Below are 15,758 nucleotides of genomic sequence, written 5' to 3'. Positions count from 1 at the left end.
GCTGGAAAGGATTTACAAATGAATGCAGCATTAATTTTTGCCGGAGGTACCGGTAAGCGTATGAATTCTAAGGCAGTGCCTAAACAGTTCCTTATTCTGTACGGTAAGCCGCTTATCATATATACTCTTGAGAAATTCGAGAACCATCCTGATATAGACGGTATTGTTATCGCTTGTCTTGAAGAGTGGATACCTAAGATGAAGAAGTATTGCGAACAGTTCAATATTACCAAGGTTCGTGCTATTGTTCCGGGTGGTGCCTCAGGTCAGGAATCTATCTATCATGGACTTAAGTCTATATCATCTATGTATAACGATGATGATGTAGTTCTTATACATGATGGTGTTCGTCCGCTTGTAGACCCTAATACTATAACTAAAGCGATTGAGTGCGCTAATACCAAGGGCAATGCCATCACTGTTACTCCTGCTATTGAGACTATCTTCCTTGATAACGAGGCTGACGGCGAAGTAGGACGTATCATTGACCGTAAGCAGTGTCTCATGGCAAGAGCACCTCAGTGTTTCCATATCAAAGATATTATGGCTTGCCATACTAAGGCTATTGAAGAGCAGAAGGATGACTTTATTGATTCTGCAAGTATGATGAAATATTATGGACATAAGCTTTTCACAGTTGAGGGCCGTCCTGAGAACATTAAGATCACAACTCCGGTTGACTTCTATATGTTCCGTGCTATAATTGATGCCCGTGAGAATCAGCAGATCTTCGGACTGTAATATAGATATTCTGCATCGAAGTTTATTCATAATAGTAGTATTTTTAGGAGATTTATAATGCCAGTAGTTCAGATTGTAAAGAGAAAAGCAAAAAGAATGTTCCCTGCAGCTGTAGAAGGAAGATTCTTTAAGAGAATGGGAGTAGCCTGGAAGCAGACTAAGACATGGGTTGATCGTTCTATAGGTTATGAGAACCGTAAAGTTCTTTCACAGAATACACCTGTAGTTCATAACAGGATCATGTTCATCACTTTCAACCACAGCTATTCATGTAACCCTAAGTATATATGCGAAGAGCTTATAAAGCGCAATGCCAATGTTGAGATATACTGGGGCGTTACCAATATGAATACAAGAGGTTATGTTCCGGATCTTCCTAATGTTCATGTTGTTAAGATGAACAGTTATGAATATTTTGTAGCAGCATGTTCTTCACACGTTATTATCATCAATTCACTTCTTGGTGATAAGTTCTATCCTTTCCCTGTTAAGAAGGAGCAGCGTGTATTTGAGACATGGCACGGAAGTCTTGGTATCAAGCGTTTTGACCTTGCACATTACAATACTAATCTTTCATGGCCTGAAGCTGCAATACGTACAGGTAAGCTTACCAACTACTGTATTTCTAACTCAAAGTTTGAGGAAGACGTATTCAGAGAGACATTCTGGCCTGAAACACGTATCATGCGTCTCGGACATGCCAGAAATGATATCTTCTTTGATACATACAAGGAGAAGAGAGCTCAGTGGAAGAAGGAATTCTTCGAAGAAAGAGGTCTTAACCCTGATACAAAGCTCTGTCTCTATGCCCCTACATTCCGTGATACTCACAATTTTGAAGTATATGATCTTAATTGTGACAGACTTGTCGAAGCTCTTGAAGAGCGCTTCGGCGGAGAGTGGAAGATCCTTCTTCGTTATCATGACAATGATAAGAAGAAAGAAAAGACTCAGAACAAGCTTAAACAGGATTGCGTTATCGATGTAACAGATCTTCCTGATATTCAGGAACTTCTTTCCTTCGTAGATTGCGGAATTACAGATTATTCCTCATGGATCTATGATTTTGTATTAAGCGGCAAGCCTGGATTTATCTATGCTCGCGATGTAGATATTTATAACAATGAACGTGGATTCTATTTCAAACTTGAAGAGTCTCCATTCCCTGTTGCGAAATGCAATGATGAGATGATGCAGAATGTTCGTTCATTTGATGAAAAACTTTATGCAGATAAAGTTAAAGAATTCCTTGATGGTAAGGGATGCATGGATGATGGTCATGCAAGTGAGAGAATTGTTGATCGTCTCATGAAACTTCTTGGTTAAAATAGTTAGGGCGCATGGGGATTGTACCTTTGCGCCCTTATTTGGATTTTATTACACGAATTTTTAGAGGTTGGAATATGGCGGAAAAAACAAAAAGCCGAAGGAATGGTAGGATAGAAATTCTGCGTTTTGTCTTCGCCTTTATTGTACTTCTTCATCATTCAAGATACCTTTTGGGAGATGATAACTGTTATTTTCTGGGAGGTTCGCTGGGTGTAGAGTTCTTCTTTATTGTGTCAGGCTATCTGATGATGAATACGGTAGACCGCATAGTGTCTTCCAAAAACTATAATACAATTCCTGTTGACAGGAATCTTGCTAATGAAACAGCTTCTTTTATTAAAAAGAAGATTAAGGCGGTGCTTCCGCAGTTTCCTATTGCATGGTTTATAGGACTTATATTTGTAATAATAATAGGTCAGATGAGCATAGTGGAGGCTTTTGAAGAGTTCGAAGAGAATTTCTGGGAACTGTCTCTTTTGAAGATGACAGGCATCTATGATGGCGGACTTGATGGCGTTATGTGGTACATATCTTCTATGCTTATCTGCATGACTATATTGTATCCGCTGCTTAGGAAGTTTCCTCACATGATGAGGAAAATCTGGTGCCCTTTCCTTGCGCTTATGCTTCTTGGAATGATGTGCATCCTTGACGGACATCCAAGGAATCCGACCAAGGTGTACAGTATTATTTATAAAGGTAATATAAGGGCTTTTGCTGAGATATGTATAGGTATTTGGTCTTTTGACATAGTCAGAAAGATCAAAAATATTAACTGGTCCGGACTGGCAAGAGTTATTTTTGAGATCGTTCAGCTTACAGGATATTTGATGGCTATTGTATATATGTACATGGAAAAGCCGGGAAGAGATGACTATTTCTTCCTGATGATATTGTCCATATCAGTTATTCTGTCTTTTGCTCAGGTCGGAATTTTGTCAGAGGTATGTAACAACAGATTCAGTATGATACTTGGAAGATTTTCTGCAGCGATGTATTTTTCGCATTTATACTATGCTCAGAATCTTAACCTGATATTAAGTGATAGTCTTACTAAGCAGCAGAAGACTGTGATCTATGTTGTATGTTCACTTGTAACAGCATTGGTAGTTGAAGCATTGGCATTTCTTTATAAGAAGGTGTCACCAAACTTTAAGAGGGGCTTAAAAGCTATTTTAGTAAAAGATGAAAAAGATAATTAAAAAATGTAAAAAGTATCAGTTTCTTTTTGAAGAGCTGGTAAAAAGAGATTTTAAACAGAAATATAAAAGAAGTATTTTGGGAATGGGATGGAGTATTCTTTCACCTCTTTTCACACTTCTTGTTATGTATGTGATCTTTTCAAATCTGTTTGGCCACAAGATGGAGCATTATGTAACATACCTTTTTAGTGGTCAGCTTGTTTTGTCATATTACAAGGAGTCTACCAAGAATGGTATGACCAGCCTTGTTAACAACTCCAAGATTTTTACTAAGATCAATGTGCCAAAGTATATGTTCCTTTTATCCAAGAACGTATCAGCTCTTGTAAACTTTGGACTTACACTGGTTGTATACTTTATATTCTGTGCATTTGATGGAATATCATTTCACCCAAGACAGTTCCTTTTGATCTTCCCTATCCTTTGCATTTTGGGACTTAATATCGGAGTGGGACTTATACTGTCAGCAATGTTCGTGTTCTTTAGAGATATAAGATATCTTTACGATATTGTGCTTACTCTGCTGACATATGTTTCAGCTGTATTCTATTCAGTTGATAAGTTTTCAGCCTTGGGACAGAGATTGTTCTTGTTGAACCCGGTATATGTATACATCAAATATTTCCGTGTGATAATGATCGATGGACTTGTTCCATCACTGGAATATCATCTCCTATGCCTTTTTTATGCGGGAATAAGCCTACTTATAGGCGGACTTATCTACAAGAAAAATAATCACGCATTCCTGTACTATTTATAAGAGGATTAACGTTATGTCAGTTATAGAATGTAATAATGTCAGCATCCGTTATATGACGGGTGATTTTAAGGCTATAGGTTTAAAAGAATATGTTATCCGTCACTTAAAGGGTAATTATCATGTCAAGGAATTCTGGGCAGACAAGGATGTAACTTTCAAGCTTGAAAAGGGAGACATGCTTGGTATCATTGGTTCCAATGGTGCAGGTAAGTCTACACTTTTAAAGGCTGTGACGGGCATTATGATCCCTACATATGGAGAACTTCATACTAAGGGCAATATTGCAGCTCTACTTGAGCTTGCCAGCGGATTTGACGGAGATATGACCGTTAAGGAGAATACATACCTTCGAGGCGCCCTTCTTGGATATACAAGACAGTTTCTTGATGAAAAATATGATGAGATCATCAAATTTGCAGAGCTTGAAGAATTTCAGGATTATGAATTCAAGCAGCTCTCATCCGGTATGAAATCAAGACTTGCTTTTTCAATAGCATGTCTTGTCAATCCTGATATCATCATTCTCGATGAAGTACTGTCAGTTGGTGATGGTGCATTCAGGAAGAAGTCCGGCGACAAGATGAAAGAGATCCTTGATAGTGGTGTTACAGGTCTTCTGGTTAGCCATTCAATCTCTCAGGTTAGAGAGCTTTGTAACAAGATTTTATGGCTTGATCATGGCAAACAGGTTGCTTTTACTGATGAGGTTGATCTGTATTGTGATGCTTACGAAGAATTCCTTATGACCAAAAAACTTCCTAAAAAACCGGAAGATATAGAAAAACTTGCCAAGGGACACAAAGTAAGACTTGAGCAGGAAGAAGCAGAGAAAGACAGAAAAGCAGCTGAAAGAGCTGCCAAAGCCAAGGCCAAGGAACAGGCTAAATAAATATATCTATTGATATAGTTTGATTTTCTTTTTCCTAGATTTGAGTTAGAAGAGGTTAATGATGAACGTATACGGTAGCAATATTATAGAAAGTCCTAATGATAGTACTCTTCAGGAGGATCTTGAAAATACAGCGCTTTGCAAGACTCTTCCTTTTGAGAAACTCAAAGATTCCATAATACTGGTAACAGGTGCAACTGGACTTGTAGGTATGCAGATGGTCAAGAGCCTTGCTGCAATGAACAGACTTAAAGACGCTAATATCAGTGTTCTTGCTCTTGTAAGGAATATTGATAAGGCACAGTCTATCTATGGTGATCTGTTTGGACGCGGAGATATCTCATTTGTCAGAGCTGATCTTAATGACAGAGACGGACTGCTTCTTGCAGTAAAGTCTGCATATGTTGATGTCTCAAGAATTGATGACAAAAAAAACGCACCTTTTTATATAATTCACGGCGCAGCTGTAACAGCTTCAAAAACTATGGTTGAAAAGCCTGTAGAGACAATAGATACAGCTTTAGACGGCACTAAGAATATGCTGGAAGTAGCAAGAGAACTTGGATGCAGTTCTTTTGTCTATTTATCATCCATGGAAGTATACGGAAGCTTCTTTGAACCTACAGTAGTAACTGAGGATGTGATGGGATATATCGATCCGCTTGTTGTAAGAAGCAACTATCAGCTTACCAAGCGCATGTGCGAGAATATGTGCATAGCATATGCCAAGGAATTTGGTGTTCCGACCAAGATTGCAAGACTGTCTCAGACATTCGGAGCCGGAATACTTCCCGGAGAAAACAGAGTATTTGCACAGTTTGCAAGAAGTGTGATGAATGAGCAGGATATAGTTCTTCATACAAAGGGACTTTCAGAAGGTAACTACTGCTATACTGCTGATACAATAAGAGGTCTTCTTACGATACTTATAAAAGGCGATAATTCTGCTGCTTACAATGTAAGTAATGAAGATACACATACAACCATAGCAGGCATGGCTGAGTTTGCCTCTAAGAAGCTTGCAGAAGGTAAGATCAAGGTAGTATTTGATATACCTGAAGATAATAAGTTTGGTTATGCAGCAGATACCAAGATGAAACTATCTAATGCTAAGCTAAGGAGCCTTGGATGGGAACCTTTCTATAGCCTTGAAGATGCATACAGACGCATGATGTCAAGCATGAAGCAGCAGGGCATTTGAATATGATTTTTCACCTTTATAGGACTAAAAAAGAGAATGTATAGAAGTACATGGTTAACCTCATGTCGCGAGCAAAGCGAGTGACTAATGGTTCAAATTGATGGAGCTCGCGTCATCAATTTGGGTTTGAAAGTGGAACACTTTCAAACTTATACTTCTATTTCTAATTACAGGATGTAAAAAGATCCCGATTATTTTGTTAGAAAAAATATCTAACTAAATAACCGGGATTTTTAGTTATCTAAAAAACATTTTTAGTTTTGATTTAGGTTAGCGTGTAATAATACATCATGTCAGCAGCAATACTGCAGACAAAGGTGGGCAATAGAATACTAAAACCTGAGCATTAGTTTTCTATTGCCGTATATCTCATCAATACCCCTCATAAGAGAGTGCAGGCTACAGTATTACTGGATGCCTGCATTTTCTTTTTCTTAAATATTATCAAATAAAAATCAAAATAAAACCGAAATATGATATTTTGTATGATGTATATAATGTTAATCTAATTATGTAAATTTCTTGGGTATAATATGTAAAATGAAAGGGAGAAAATTCATGAGCATTCACAAGCTGAATGACAGTAAGGACAAAAAAGGTACTTTCATAGTAGAAATTCAGCACCAGGAAAAAGGTAGTTGGCAGGGAAAAGTCACTTGGGCTGAAGGAGGACGCAAAGAAGTCTTCAGAAGCACACTTGAACTTATCAAGATGATGGACAGCGCTGTCAACGAAGCTGAAGAGGCCGATGTAGCCTCATCTGTTTCTTAAGGAGTTTAATATGGAGATACTTGAGAGCAGTCAGCAAAAGCTATATGCACCCAATTTAATATGCGTGGGCATTGATAGATGTGAGAACGGAGACTTCATTGGAAGGGTATGGGAGCCTTATGATGCCTCAGCGTTTCAATTCACAGGTATCAATGAAATGGTAATTCACATGGATGATCTTTACGATAGATGGAATTACCCGCAGAGAGCACTTAATGAACGCAGCTTTATGCGTACCCATGCAGTAACAAGATCCGGCAACATCAGGACAAGCGATTTTGAACAAAAAATTGAACGACTCCAGAAGATGAGAGGAAATATGGGAACCTTCATCATTCAGGTCAAGTTCAGACAGCATGCTACATGGCAAGGAGTAGTCGTGTGGGCAGAGGAGAATAAGCGGGGTAAATTTCAGAGTGCGATGGAACTCATCCAACTCATGGATCATGCGATTAATAATGGCTTATTAATTAAATGATCTAAAAACCTAAGGAAAGCTTAGGGTTAAAAGAGGGCTGAAGATACCAGGACATGCCGCAAAGGACGCAGCATACCTGGTTTTTTTGAGCGTATAAGAGATTCTTATAAGATATTTTTATAAGATGTTTTTATAGGATATAACAGGGATTAATTTAAAAGAAGCAATGGCTTCTTAAGTACAAATAATACAATAAAAAGAGGAATTTAAAATGGAACAATACGAGAACAATCAGCTTAATAATGGTCAGGGCGCATACTTTCAGGGCAGCGCCAATGAGAATGTTAACTATTCAAATAATATATATCAGGGCAATGGCCAGCAGAATTCATATATGCAGGGCGGTCATGCAGCTATGCTTAATGGTAAGGCTGTAAGTACTGATAAGATGGCAGCTGAAATGGAAAAAGAAGAAAATGTTGGACTTGGAATATTGGGTTCTATAGGCGGTGCACTTATTGGTGTTGTATTTATGGTAGTTCTGTACAAGCTTGGAAGAGTCGCATTCTATACAGGTGTAATTATGGGACTATGCGCATTTAAGGGATACGAGATGCTTTCCGGAAGAAAGACAAAAAAAGGTATAGTTATAAGCATAATTGCAGTTTTGGCAATGGTATATGTAGGAACAAGATTTTGCTTTGCACTAGATATAACAAGCGCTTTTAAAGGCTACAACGTATTTGAAGCATTTATTGAGGTGGATGAGAAGATAGCACAGTTTAATTTGGGAGATGCCTTTAATGAAATGCTTATACAGCAATATATTTTTGCAGGTATTGGAGCTGTAATCGCTGTGTTCTCCAAGATTGGTGAAAATAAAGAAAATACATCTCAAAAGGGAATCGGAGCATTCAGAAAATAAAACAAACTACTTATATGTCGCAGACGGTATATGCCGCCTGCGATTTTTGTGTTTATGTGTGTGATTTATGTTTATAACAGGAAGTTATCGTAATAAATTTCGGATAAAAGTGAGGCATGGAAGCCGAACGCCGAAATTTATGTTATAATCCAAATGATTGCTATTTTTCGGAAACCGACAAGAAAGGGTGAAGAGAAACCAATGCCTAATAATCATGATATAGATCACATTATAAAAGTAATACTTCAGGATTATGACAAAAAACGCGATGTAGACAAGATGGATGTGTTTGGCCAGCCTGACTCCAAAGCGGTTGAGGATATTACTCATAAACTTCTTAATGTTATTTTCCCTGGATATTATAGAGACAGAGTGTACAGGAGTTTTAATGACAGAAACCGTATGTCAGTTCTCATAGAAGATGTCATGTACAATCTTGAGAAGCAGATCACTATCGCTCTTACCTACAACGAAGAGTACAGAGATACGGACGAGCGTTTAAGGAAAGAAGCTGCTAAGCGTATAGCAGGTGAATTTGGTGAGAGTATTCCCATGATCCGTGAATTCGTAGATACTGATGTACAGGCTACATTTGACGGCGATCCGGCAGCATATGGTAAGGAAGAGATAGTTCTTTCGTATCCGGGAATACTTGCAACAACTGTTAACAGGCTTGCTCATGAGCTCTTTTTACTAAGAGTACCGCTTATCCCGCGTATGATGACAGAGTATGCCCACTCCAAAACAGGTATTGATATAAATCCTGGAGCTACCATTGGTAAATACTTCATGATAGATCATGGAACAGGTGTAGTAGTTGGTGAGACGACAGTTATCGGCGAACATGTCAAGATATATCAGGGTGTTACCCTTGGAGCTTTGTCCACAAGAGGAGGACAGGACCTTCGTGGCAAGAAGAGACATCCTACCGTAGAAGACAATGTTACTATCTACTCCGGGGCATCTATACTAGGAGGAGAGACTATCATAGGACATGATTCTGTAGTTGGATCTAACTGTTTCATTACAGCATCAGTACCTGCAGATACCAGAGTTACCATAAGAAATCAGGAACTTATCTATAAGGATGGCAATGGCAAGGAATACTCATCAGCTGAGTTCAAACAGGGCGAATGCTGGTGCGGCGGTTATGGTAATGACTGGGTTATCTGATATTAAAATGTTTATAATGCGAAGCGATTCGCGAATTTGATATTTATTGAAAGAAGGATTTACAAATGTTTGAAAAGATCACTAAGGATATGCTCAAATTCATCGATGCATCTCCTACATGCTACCACGTAATCAGCAATATGGAGACCAGGCTTGACGCCGAAGGATATACAAAGCTTCGCGAGTCTGAAAGCTGGAAGCTCAAAGCCGGTGGCAAGTATTATGTTACACGTAACGGTTCATCTATCATTTCTTTCCAGATTCCTAAGAAGTCTTTCAAAGGCTTCCTTATGACAGCAAGCCACAGCGATTCACCATCCTTCAAGATCAAGGAAAATCCTGAAATGACTGAAGGCGGTATGTATGTAAAGCTTAATGTTGAAGGCTATGGCGGAATGCTTGATGGCCCTTGGTTTGACAGACCGTTATCAATTGCAGGAAGAGTATTTGTGAAGGACTCAGACAATTCCATCTCTATGAAGCTTATAAACGTAGACAGGGATCTTGTTATGATGCCGTCTCTTGCTATCCATATGAACAGAGAGGCCAACAATGGCTATAAGTTCAATGCTCAGAAGGATATGCAGCCTCTTTTCGGTGATATTGCTACAAAGGGAACATTTGACAAAACTATAGCTAAGGCTGCAGGAGTAAAGGTTTCTGAAGTTATTGGAAGTGACCTTTTTCTTTATAACAGAGTTAAGCCTACAGTATGGGGAGCCGGCAAAGAATATATAAGCTCATCAAGACTTGATGACCAGGAGTGTGTATATACAACATTTGAAGCGTTCCTTAATGCTGAGTCTACATCACATACACTTGTACATTGTGTATTTGATAATGAGGAAGTTGGAAGCGGAACTAAGCAGGGTGCAGCATCAACTTTCTTAAAAGACACTCTTGAAAGAATCAATGAAGGCCTTGGACGCACAAGAGAACAGTATCATACAGCTCTTGCACAGAGCTTCATGCTCTCAGCAGACAATGCACATGCTATGCATCCTAATCATACAGATAAGGCAGATCCTGTTAATCGTCCTGCTATGAACAAGGGTATAGTAATTAAATTTAATGCAAACCAAAAGTATACAACTGACGGAGCATCTGAAGCTATGTTCAGAATGGTTCTGGACAAGGCTAAGGTTCCTTATCAGATGTTTACTAATAGAAGTGACATGCCTGGCGGATCCACACTTGGCAATATCAGCAATACTCAGGTTGCTCTTAATACAGTAGATATAGGACTTGCCCAGCTTGCTATGCATTCTCCTTATGAGACAGCAGGCGCCAAGGATCCAGTATACATGGCAGAAGGTGTCAAGGCTTTCTATGAATCAGATATTGATGTTCACATGTGATTTTTGCAGACCATAGTGAACGGTTTATAATACGCCTCTTATCAGTTTTTAAATCCATGGATATATTGTGTTTGAAGGCTGATAGAGGGGCTATTACCTCATTCCTTTAATTTAAAGAATGATGATTTGATAGAGAACATCATTGTAACATCATTTATAATCATTTATAATTATAAGATGAATAGCTTTAATGAAAGTAGGACTATGCTTTATGGGTTTATTTGACTTATTCGGGGGAAACAAAAAGAAAGAAGAAGAGGCCGCTGCGCTCGCCGAAAAGCGCAAAGAAGAGGAGGCCATCAAAGAAAAGGAAGACCAGATCGCAGCACATGAAGGCCTTGAATGGCCGCATCCGGTTCCAATTTCAAGAATTCGTACACAGGGTGAAGAGCCTGATGTGTTTGAGGATCCGGTATCTCAGGAACGTAAGGACGAGATAGGACCACTTATTTATGAAGAGAAGATAGGTCTTGATACACTTAAATTTCTTACACTTCCGGAACTTTTATTTGTACTTACAACACTTGAGTATTATAACTCAAAAGGTAAACTAAAAGGATTTAGTGAGAATCATCGTATTCTTTACAACGAACTTTTAAACCGAGTTCGTGATGCCAAGATGATCTACTGTCTCTATGATGATGCGACCAAGTTTCCATTTATAGAGAACGGATTTGCATACATCTATCTGGAAAAAGAGATAGCGCAGCAGGTAGCTGCAGCTTATGGCAAGCAGTATAGAAAGCTTACCGTTAAGGATTGCCCTGCTGTTCCTGAGGGAGCAGAGAGTACAGACAGAGGATTCTTTGATTATCTGTACTATCTTGGAATCGAAAGGATCATTATTGACAATGGTCGTTACAGAGCTAGATTTTCAAGAAGCGAGATTGTAGCTCCGCCTGATTTTGGTCAGGACCAGAAGAAAGCTCCCATGAATCCTCAGCTCAGACTTGCAATGCTTGACTTTTTATCAGAGGCTCGCTGGCCTGTTAAGTATGAGAAGAGAGCACAGGTAGTACAGACCAAGGAAGCTCGAATGGTAGCTCTTGCAAGAGCAGGACGTTATATCGTGCCTATCCAGCACGAAGGACCTGCTGAGATGATGAGTGATGGACGTATTAAGTTCAACAAAGATACCAAGCTTCGCTTCCCTGTTATGAAGACCAATAATGGAAAGTTATTTCTTCCGATATTTACAGATGGTATAGAATTCTCCAAGAAGTTTGGCAGAGAGGGATTTGAAGGCGCTGTCTTCAGATTCAGCGATATTTTAAGATTTGTTCAGGACAAGGACGGACTTGCTATCAATCCTATGGGAGAGAATATCATGCTTCCTAAGGACAAGATGATGGCACTCGAGGCAGCTTCACGTATGATGGCAGAGTCCAAGAATGCAGGTAAAACTGTAAATGAAGCAAATGCTCAGGATATTATCAAAAGAGCAAGTGCTGAAGACGTTGCAGACAAGATCATTCAGATGCCCAAACGCACACATGATGCTGATGAGGCAAGTGAAAAAACAAATTCTACACAAACAAGTGATAGCAGCGTAGAAGCAGCTGATATCACACCTGAGAACTAAGACTAAGACTGACAAGTAAACCTTCTACTGAAAGGCGGTTTAAATGTTTGATCGAATGTTAGGCTATTATCTTGTTGAACAGGGAAGGCTGACAGGTGAACAGATTAAGCAGGTTTATGAAAAACAGGCTATAGACAGAGCCAGACTCGGTGTTATAGCTGTTAACGAGAAGCTTATGAGTATACCTCAGGCAGAACATATTAATTCCCTTCAGTCAACTCACGACAAATTCTTTGGTGACCTTGCTATTGAATTGGGGTATCTATCTCCTGAGCAGGTTTCCAGGCTCCTAGATAAGCAGGGCAATGAATTTATGGCCTTCTCTCAAGCTTTGGTAGATCTTGGATTTATGACTCTCCAGGAGATATCAGAACTATCTTTGGAGTATGCATCAAAGTATGGACTCATGGAGTCTGATATAGATGCACTTAGATGCAATGATATCTCCAGGATAGTTCCAATCTTCACCAAAGATGCTGATGAGAAGACTGTTAAGATGCTTATAATTGCGGTTAAAAATGTTTATCGTCTTATAGATCAGCATGTTACTATCGGTTATCTTGAAAAGAAAGAGAACGTATCAGGAGAATGTGTCGGTTATCAGAAGACCATCGGAAGAGATAAGCTCTGCAACAGCATTTCAGGAAGCTATACAGATCTTCAGAAGGTAGCAATGAGTTATACCAAAGAAGAATTTATAGAAACCCGAGAAGATGTGCTTGATGCGCTTTGCGAATTCATCAATTGTACTAATGGAATATATGTCACACAGGAAAGCAGTGATAGCGAGATGATAGATCTAGAACCGCCTGTCTATATTACGCATTTTGCTAATATCAAGGCTCCTGTGGTTTATTCACTTCCCGTTTTTTGCACAAATGCAAATATATTCATCAATATATCTGATTCAACAAAAACAGAAATTGTTTGAGACATATAATGAGTTGTGAGGAGGAAAAGGCATGGCAAACGTACTTATAGTAGATGATTCCAGAACATCCAGAAGAGTACTTAGAGACATTCTTGAACGTAATGGTCACACAGTTATTGGCGAAGCAGTAGATGGCAAGGAAGGTTATGACTTATATCAGACACTTAAGCCGGATATTGTCACCATGGATATCACTATGCCGGTAATGGATGGCATAGACTCTTTAAAACTTATTATGCGATTTGACCCTCAGGCTAAGGTTATCATGGTAACTGCAGCCGGACAGAAGCAGAAGATGATGGAAGCTCTCAAAATAGGAGCTGTAGAGTTTATCTCTAAGCCACTTGATGAGGAGGCTATTGTAAAGACTTTAAAAGAGCTCTCATAAGAGCTCTTTATGTCTTACAGTATTTTCAGACTAAGCCTCGTGTTGTGAGTAAAGTAAGTGGCTACTTATATCCATCCGCCATCAAGCGTTATGATCTGTCCTGTCATATAGCTGGGGGACTCTATAACTTTTAATACCATAGCTGCGACTTCTTCCGGCGTGCCCAATCGGCCCGCCGGTATTTCGTTTCTGAGATCTTCCATATCATCGTCAGATAGATGAGACCTGTTCATATCCGTATCGATGACACCGCAGGATATGGCATTTACACTTATATTGGATGGCGCCAGTTCTTTGGCGAGAGCTCTTGTAAATCCATTAACACCGCCCTTGCTTGCAGAATAGGCAACTTCAGTAGAAGCTCCTACCTGCCCCCATACAGAAGAGATGTTGATGATCTTTCCTCCTCCCTGACGTAGCATTAAGGGGACTGCACATTTTGAAGTGTTGAACAAAGATGACAGATTAGTCCTTATAACATTGTCCCACTCGTGAGGTTCCATATCTGTCAGAAGACCAAGCCAGGCAATTCCGGCATTATTGATAACAACATTAACTCTCGGAATCTGCTCGAACATTTCAGCAACATCGTTATAATTTCCGATGTCGCATACAAAAGGTATACAGTTGATCTCGTATTTAGCAGAAAGCTCTGCACTATACGACTTTAAGTCATCGCCATGTTTAAGGCATGTAAGATACAGATTATAGCCTTTATTGGCAAGCTCATTGGCTATAGCTTTGCCGATGCCTCTGGATGCACCTGTTACAAGAACGTAATCGTCCATTTTATAACTCCTTTTATAATAAGACAGTCAGTGCACTGGGTATTGTCCTGTGAAAAACTGTCCGTATTTTATGTTTAGATAATAAACAATAATCATAAATTGCTTACAAAAGCCTTGTTATAAGCTAATGTTAACAAAGTAATTGACAAAAGACAAACTTTATGAGTATTATAAAAACATAGAAAGATTGCACGCAATTAAATAGCACGATAAAAATACGAAATGTTTTAATAATGTCCACGAATCATAAGGAGGTCTATTTATGTACGATACACTCATTATAGGAAGCGGCCCTGCAGGACTTTCAGCAGCAGTATATGCCAAGAGAGCTGATCTTAATGTTGCAGTTATAGAAAAAGAGTTTACATCAGGCGGCCAGATCCTTAACACTTATGAAGTTGATAACTATCTTGGATTACCGGGTATCAATGGTTTTGATATGGGAATGAAGTTTAGAGAACATGCTGATAAACTCGGGGCTTTATTCCTTGAAGGTAATGTATCAGGAATAGAAGTAGTAGAAGAAGGAAATGATACTAAGCTTCCGGTATTTAAAGTTAATACTGACAATGGATCATATGAGACACATACCATTATCATAGCATCAGGTGCTAATCATTCAAAACTTGGCGCACCTGGTGAAGATGAATTTACAGGAGTAGGCGTATCATACTGTGCTACATGTGACGGAGCGTTCTTTAGAGGCAAGACCGCAGTTGTAGTAGGCGGAGGTGATGTAGCAGTAGAGGATGCAATCTTTCTTGCAAGGGGATGTAGCAAGGTATATCTGATTCATAGAAGAGATGAACTCAGAGCTGCCAAGACACTTCAGAATGAACTTCTGTCCCTTCCCAATGTAGAAGTTGTTTGGGACAGTGTTGTTAAAGAGATAAGAGGAAGCAGTAAAGTTGAATCTGTTCTTGTGCAAAATGTTAAGACAAAAGAAGAAAATTCTCTCGATACAGATGCATGCTTTGTTGCTGTAGGAATCACACCTGAAACAGAAAAATTCAGAGACCTTGTTGAGTGTGATGAAAAAGGATATATAATAGCTCCGGAAACTGGTGCTACTTCACATCCCGGAATCTACGTAGCCGGAGATGCAAGAAAGAAACGCCTTCGCCAAATTGTTACGGCTGTAGCCGATGGTGCTAATGCTGTTACAGCTATTCAAGACTATCTTGTGGGAAAATCGTAACAATTTTTTACTTGAAATTATATATTCAACTCGGACAATTTTAATAAGAGAGGCTCAAGTTGTCAGATAACTTGAGCCTCTTTTGTTGATAAAAGTGTCAAAAT

16 protein-coding genes are annotated in these 15,758 nt (G+C 39.1%); 15 read left to right on the top strand and 1 reads right to left on the bottom strand.

Going from position 1 to position 15,758, the window contains the following annotated elements:
* Positions 1–18: 18 nt before the first annotated feature.
* From ispD to BMX21_RS10525, 14 genes are all read left to right on the top strand, one after another.
* Positions 19–741, top strand: a complete 723-nt coding sequence (gene ispD, locus BMX21_RS10590) for a 2-C-methyl-D-erythritol 4-phosphate cytidylyltransferase (protein ID WP_092044062.1) — start codon at positions 19–21, stop codon at positions 739–741.
* Between the two features lie 57 nt (positions 742–798).
* Positions 799–2,067, top strand: coding sequence for a CDP-glycerol--glycerophosphate glycerophosphotransferase (locus BMX21_RS10585; RefSeq protein WP_022754327.1), 1,269 nt, complete (start codon positions 799–801; stop codon positions 2,065–2,067).
* A gap of 77 nt (positions 2,068–2,144) precedes the next feature.
* Positions 2,145–3,272, top strand: coding sequence for an acyltransferase family protein (locus BMX21_RS10580; RefSeq protein ID WP_177174000.1), 1,128 nt, complete (start codon positions 2,145–2,147; stop codon positions 3,270–3,272).
* Entirely contained in the window at positions 3,256–4,032 is a 777-nt protein-coding gene (locus BMX21_RS10575) for an ABC transporter permease (protein ID WP_022754325.1), read from the top strand. Before BMX21_RS10580 ends, BMX21_RS10575 begins: the two co-directional genes overlap by 17 nt.
* A 13-nt stretch (positions 4,033–4,045) precedes the next feature.
* Entirely contained in the window at positions 4,046–4,921 is an 876-nt protein-coding gene (locus BMX21_RS10570; protein WP_022754324.1) for an ABC transporter ATP-binding protein, read from the top strand.
* 61 nt (positions 4,922–4,982) lie between these two features.
* Positions 4,983–6,122 (top strand): NAD-dependent epimerase/dehydratase family protein, encoded by a 1,140-nt coding sequence (locus tag BMX21_RS10565; protein ID WP_092044058.1) that lies wholly within the window; start codon positions 4,983–4,985, stop codon positions 6,120–6,122.
* Positions 6,123–6,680: 558 nt separating this feature from the next.
* Positions 6,681–6,893: a hypothetical protein gene (locus BMX21_RS10560; protein ID WP_022754322.1), complete on the top strand. Its 213-nt coding sequence runs from the start codon at positions 6,681–6,683 to the stop codon at positions 6,891–6,893.
* Positions 6,894–6,903: 10 nt separating this feature from the next.
* A complete protein-coding gene (locus BMX21_RS19695; protein ID WP_022758045.1) occupies positions 6,904–7,371 on the top strand; it encodes a hypothetical protein in 468 nt (155 codons plus the stop codon).
* A 211-nt stretch (positions 7,372–7,582) separates the two neighbouring features.
* Positions 7,583–8,236 carry a hypothetical protein gene (locus BMX21_RS10550; protein WP_022754320.1) on the top strand — a complete coding sequence of 218 codons (654 nt, stop codon included), beginning with the start codon at positions 7,583–7,585 and terminating at the stop codon, positions 8,234–8,236.
* A 201-nt stretch (positions 8,237–8,437) separates the two neighbouring features.
* A complete protein-coding gene (locus tag BMX21_RS10545; protein WP_022754319.1) occupies positions 8,438–9,409 on the top strand; it encodes a serine O-acetyltransferase in 972 nt (323 codons plus the stop codon).
* A 65-nt stretch (positions 9,410–9,474) separates the two neighbouring features.
* The gene (locus tag BMX21_RS10540) at positions 9,475–10,767 is read left to right on the top strand and encodes a M18 family aminopeptidase (protein ID WP_022754318.1); all 1,293 of its coding nucleotides are present in this window, start codon (positions 9,475–9,477) and stop codon (positions 10,765–10,767) included.
* Positions 10,768–10,978: 211 nt separating this feature from the next.
* Positions 10,979–12,349, top strand: coding sequence for an SseB family protein (locus BMX21_RS10535; protein WP_177173999.1), 1,371 nt, complete (start codon positions 10,979–10,981; stop codon positions 12,347–12,349).
* 43 nt (positions 12,350–12,392) lie between these two features.
* Positions 12,393–13,280, top strand: coding sequence for a hypothetical protein (locus tag BMX21_RS10530; protein ID WP_092044054.1), 888 nt, complete (start codon positions 12,393–12,395; stop codon positions 13,278–13,280).
* A 31-nt stretch (positions 13,281–13,311) separates the two neighbouring features.
* Positions 13,312–13,668: a response regulator gene (locus tag BMX21_RS10525; protein WP_092044051.1), complete on the top strand. Its 357-nt coding sequence runs from the start codon at positions 13,312–13,314 to the stop codon at positions 13,666–13,668.
* Positions 13,669–13,733: 65 nt separating this feature from the next.
* On the opposite strand, the gene ymfI is transcribed toward BMX21_RS10525, so the two are convergent.
* A complete protein-coding gene (ymfI, locus tag BMX21_RS10520) occupies positions 13,734–14,456 on the bottom strand; it encodes an elongation factor P 5-aminopentanone reductase (RefSeq protein ID WP_022754314.1) in 723 nt (240 codons plus the stop codon).
* Between the two features lie 262 nt (positions 14,457–14,718).
* On the opposite strand from ymfI, the gene BMX21_RS10515 reads away from it, so the two are divergent.
* Positions 14,719–15,654 carry an NAD(P)/FAD-dependent oxidoreductase gene (locus BMX21_RS10515; RefSeq protein ID WP_022754313.1) on the top strand — a complete coding sequence of 312 codons (936 nt, stop codon included), beginning with the start codon at positions 14,719–14,721 and terminating at the stop codon, positions 15,652–15,654.
* The last annotated feature ends 104 nt before the right edge of the window (positions 15,655–15,758 follow it).

Origin of the sequence: Butyrivibrio sp. TB (assembly GCF_900110805.1) — a bacterium.
Lineage (GTDB): Bacteria > Bacillota > Clostridia > Lachnospirales > Lachnospiraceae > Butyrivibrio > Butyrivibrio fibrisolvens_C.
This window is presented reverse-complemented; position numbering and strand designations above follow the sequence as displayed.

Bases quoted from the DNA above. Each gene is read 5' to 3' on its own strand.
- ispD (WP_092044062.1), top strand. From the start codon at position 19: ATGAATGCAGCATTAATTTTTGCCGGAGGTACCGGTAAGCGTATGAAT.
- BMX21_RS10585 (WP_022754327.1), top strand. From the start codon at position 799: ATGCCAGTAGTTCAGATTGTAAAGAGAAAAGCAAAAAGAATGTTCCCT.
- BMX21_RS10580 (WP_177174000.1), top strand. From the start codon at position 2,145: ATGGCGGAAAAAACAAAAAGCCGAAGGAATGGTAGGATAGAAATTCTG.
- BMX21_RS10575 (WP_022754325.1), top strand. From the start codon at position 3,256: ATGAAAAAGATAATTAAAAAATGTAAAAAGTATCAGTTTCTTTTTGAA.
- BMX21_RS10570 (WP_022754324.1), top strand. From the start codon at position 4,046: ATGTCAGTTATAGAATGTAATAATGTCAGCATCCGTTATATGACGGGT.
- BMX21_RS10565 (WP_092044058.1), top strand. From the start codon at position 4,983: ATGAACGTATACGGTAGCAATATTATAGAAAGTCCTAATGATAGTACT.
- BMX21_RS10560 (WP_022754322.1), top strand. From the start codon at position 6,681: ATGAGCATTCACAAGCTGAATGACAGTAAGGACAAAAAAGGTACTTTC.
- BMX21_RS19695 (WP_022758045.1), top strand. From the start codon at position 6,904: ATGGAGATACTTGAGAGCAGTCAGCAAAAGCTATATGCACCCAATTTA.
- BMX21_RS10550 (WP_022754320.1), top strand. From the start codon at position 7,583: ATGGAACAATACGAGAACAATCAGCTTAATAATGGTCAGGGCGCATAC.
- BMX21_RS10545 (WP_022754319.1), top strand. From the start codon at position 8,438: ATGCCTAATAATCATGATATAGATCACATTATAAAAGTAATACTTCAG.
- BMX21_RS10540 (WP_022754318.1), top strand. From the start codon at position 9,475: ATGTTTGAAAAGATCACTAAGGATATGCTCAAATTCATCGATGCATCT.
- BMX21_RS10535 (WP_177173999.1), top strand. From the start codon at position 10,979: ATGGGTTTATTTGACTTATTCGGGGGAAACAAAAAGAAAGAAGAAGAG.
- BMX21_RS10530 (WP_092044054.1), top strand. From the start codon at position 12,393: ATGTTTGATCGAATGTTAGGCTATTATCTTGTTGAACAGGGAAGGCTG.
- BMX21_RS10525 (WP_092044051.1), top strand. From the start codon at position 13,312: ATGGCAAACGTACTTATAGTAGATGATTCCAGAACATCCAGAAGAGTA.
- ymfI (WP_022754314.1), bottom strand. From the start codon at position 14,456: ATGGACGATTACGTTCTTGTAACAGGTGCATCCAGAGGCATCGGCAAA.
- BMX21_RS10515 (WP_022754313.1), top strand. From the start codon at position 14,719: ATGTACGATACACTCATTATAGGAAGCGGCCCTGCAGGACTTTCAGCA.